Below are 3,467 nucleotides of genomic sequence, written 5' to 3'. Positions count from 1 at the left end.
GGGAAGGGGAAGGGTACATCGACGCCGGCGTTCCAGGTGTTGTTCTTCTTCAAGCCGAAGAACAGCGGATCGTCCGGGTAATCCTCAAACCGCAGGCCGGCGGTGGGCGACACCACGAAATCGCGGAAAATGCTGCCGCTCGGGCCGGAAATGTCGAGGAACGCATTGGCCTTGGTCTGGTTGCGGTTCGCCATGTCGAACTTGCGCAGCAGCATGTTGGTGCCGTTGTTGGCGGTGGCGCTGTAGTAGGTCTCGCGCGCCATCGCCAAGCCATCGTAGTTGTCGTAGCGCCGTTCCGAATACTGGCCGCTGGTGCGCAGCGTCGCGATGTCGTGAACCTTGAAGTCGGCGGTCAGCTTGCCGATGAACTCGTTGGTGACGTTGGCGTCGCGACGGGTGCGGTCCCATTGCTCCCACCCGAAGCTGCTGCCGAGCGTCACCCACTTGGCGGGACGCCACTGCATTTCGCCGCTGGCATTCTGCTTGGTGTAGGACATCGACAGCGACCGCCGCGGGACGCCGGCGGCGATGCCGGTGGCGGACGAATCCTCCACCACATAGTTCGGCATCAGCAATTCGGGCGTCTGATTGTCGTTGTCGTAATAGCGATAACGCGTGGTGGTACGGAATTCCGGCGTCCACTGGGTCGTGGCGGTGGTGTTGTACAGCGCGGTGTTGACTTCACCGTTGAGGCTCGATGCCGGCAGCGGCGACGTCCTGACGTTCGGATTCGCCGTGAACGGAATGAATGACTCGTTCTGCCGCATCGTCGAATACTGGAAGGTGCTGTTCCAGCGGGTCTTGAACGGCAGGTCGATGCCGCTGGTCACCCCGGTGTTGTACGCCTGATTGCTCGGCATCAGGCTGATCCGCGCCGCCGGTGAGAAGACCCGAGGGTTGCCGGCGTCGTAGAACGGATTCTGCACCGTGAACGAATCGAAGCTGTTGTCGTACAGCGAGAAGCCGCCGCCGACCTGGACGTTGTAGCGGCCGCCCCACGGCGTCGCGCCGAAATACTGGCCGCTCAGCTTGCCGATCTGCGTGGTGTCGTCGATCGGCCGCGGCGCCTGCATCTGCTGCAACGAAGTTCCGGCGAGGCCGCCGATCGGGAAGCCGGCGATCTGGGTGCCTTCGCGTTTTTCATGCGAGTACGCCGCCTTGACGTCCCAGTTCGGATCCGGCGTCCAGCGATACGCGGCCGAACCTTTGCGGCGGTCGATGCCGACGTCGATCAGGTTGGTCTTGCCAGCCAGGGCGTTGCTCACCGCGGCGCGCTGGGCCGGGCTCGTCGTGGTGGCCGGGGCGACCACCGACAATGCGCTGCCGGGGATCGTGACCGGGGTGGTCAGGTTGGCGGTACCGACGCCGTTCCAGATGCTGAGTGCGCTGGTGGTGTAGAGATGCGGGATCTCGTCCCACCCCAGGGTCAGGTAGTGTTCGCCGGCCTTGGAAAAGTCGAACACGTAGCGCTGATTGTTGTTGCCGATGTTGTCGGCGCGCAGTTCGTTCCAATAGGTGCCGTCCTTGGTCTGCAGCGTCATCTGCAGATATTCGGCGTACAGGCCCGGTGCGATCCGGCCGTACTCCTCGAATTTGGATCGGTTGTTGCGAGCGCCGCCGCCGAACGGATTGGTCGGCGACACCCACGGCGTCGCCGACTTCGGCGGACGCTGGATGAACGAACGCCAGCCGGCTTCGAATTCGCCCGAATACGACCAGCCGCCGTGCGCCGCGTCGAAATCCGAAACCGAGCGTGCCGTCGCGTCCTTCGCTACCGGCTCAGCGGTCGCACTCAGCGGCATTGCGGTCGCCACCGAAACAGCCGCCGACGTCAGCAGTAATTGCTTGAACGTCATTTCAAAGGCCCCCCTTTGCGCGAGTCGTTCCATCACCCTCTGCGGCTTGTCGGTTTGAGCAGCGACGGCGGCCGCAGCCGTCGCTGTTGCCGCCGGCTATCGGTGCCATCGCGATCCGGACGGGGAGTTCGAGCCGTGAATGTTGTTGTGGCAGTTCTGGCAGGCGTTACCGACCGCCCAGCGTGCCGCCGTCGGCAGGCCCGGCTGGTTGTGCGGGTTGGTATGGCACTGCTGGCACAGCCGCTGCCGCGCGACGATCAGCAGCGACTCGTGATTGGAGCCGTGCGGTTCGTGGCAGTTCAGGCAGTTTTCGCGCACCGGCGGGTGTTCGAACAGGAACGGTCCGCGCTTGTCGGCGTGGCAGGTGTAGCAGGTGTCGTTGACGGTCGCTTCCTTGAGCAGCTTCTCGGTGGCGCTGCCGTGAGGGTTGTGACAGTTGACGCAGGTGATTTTGGTTTCGCGGATCGGCATGTGCGAGGTGCGCTGCACCTGGGCCTTGCGGTCCTTGTGGCACTGGAAGCAGGTGTCCATCACCTGCGCGGTCTTGAGCTGATTGCGCGGCGACACTTTGCGCATCACGGTGTGGCAGTTGACGCAGGCCAGTCCGCGAGACTCGTGTTGCGAGCCCTGCCAGTAGGTCTGGTCGCCCTTCTCGTGGCAGCTCAGGCAGACGCTGTTGGCCTCGGCGACATCGAAGCCGCGGCTGTCGGTGGGACGGAACGAGCGGATCCCGCCTTTCTCGCGGCCGCCGCCGCCGTTGACATGGGCGGAGCCGGGGCCGTGGCAGGTCTCGCATTCCATCTTGCCCTGCGGCGTGATCTTGCCGGACTTGATGTTGCGGCCCATCACGGTCTGCTGGAATTCGTCGAACAGGCCGGCGTGGCAGGTCTCGCACGGCTTGGAGCCGACGAAGTAGCGGCCGTCCGGATCGCCCGGCGCCGGCGCCACCATCGGGGCCCGTCCCGCAGCCTCAGCCTTCGGTTCGCGCTTGGCGACCATCAGGACGGGACGGGACGAGTCCGCCTTGGCGGCGAGGATCTCGATGAAGCCAAACTGCTTCGGCGGCTCGACGGCGTCGTCGAAATTCTCCAGCGCCACCCAGGTCGTCACCATGGCGGCATCGCGGATCAGCTCCGGCATCTGCGCCACGTAGTCGGGCTCGCGGGCAAGCCGCGCCGCCAGGGTGCGCCGGGTCTCGTGCGAACGCAGGATGCGCCGCTCGGTGATGCTGGCGAGGCGGAGCGTACCGGCCAGCCGCAGCGTCTGTTCGAACTGGGAGGCGCCGTCGATCGGCGGCAGCGGCAGCGCCGCGCTGGTCAGCCCGTGTCCGGCATAGCGGGTGTCGAAGCGCGGTCCGCCCGATGCCGACGCTGCGCCGTGCGGCGAAGCGCCGTGGGGCGAGGCACCATGGGGAGAGGCGCCGTGGCCGGCGCCGCTGCCATGTCCGTTGCCGAGGACGATGCCGGCATGGGCTGCGGCTGCGCCGGCGAAGCCATGGCCGGGCAGCGGCGTGAAGTTCGGTTCGGTCTTGCCGGCCCCTTGCAGGCCGCGCACGAAATCGACCAGTGCGTTGACGGACGGGTCGACCGCGCCGACCTGACCGTCCGACGC

At 66.0% G+C, this 3,467-nt stretch carries 2 protein-coding genes; both read right to left on the bottom strand.

What is annotated here, in order from left to right:
- The coding region (locus tag DU475_RS23370) for an MtrB/PioB family decaheme-associated outer membrane protein (protein WP_164633468.1) at positions 1-1,856 on the bottom strand (1,856 nt) is incomplete at its 3' end.
- A gap of 96 nt (positions 1,857-1,952) precedes the next feature.
- The coding region (locus DU475_RS23365; RefSeq protein WP_164633467.1) for a DmsE family decaheme c-type cytochrome at positions 1,953-3,467 on the bottom strand (1,515 nt) is incomplete at its 5' end.

It is taken from the genome of Rhodopseudomonas sp. WA056, assembly GCF_010906995.1.
In the GTDB taxonomy this organism is placed as follows: Bacteria; Pseudomonadota; Alphaproteobacteria; order Rhizobiales; family Xanthobacteraceae; genus Rhodopseudomonas; species Rhodopseudomonas palustris_G.
The sequence above is the reverse complement of the archived record's forward strand: the minus strand, read 5'-3'. Positions and strand labels throughout refer to the sequence as shown.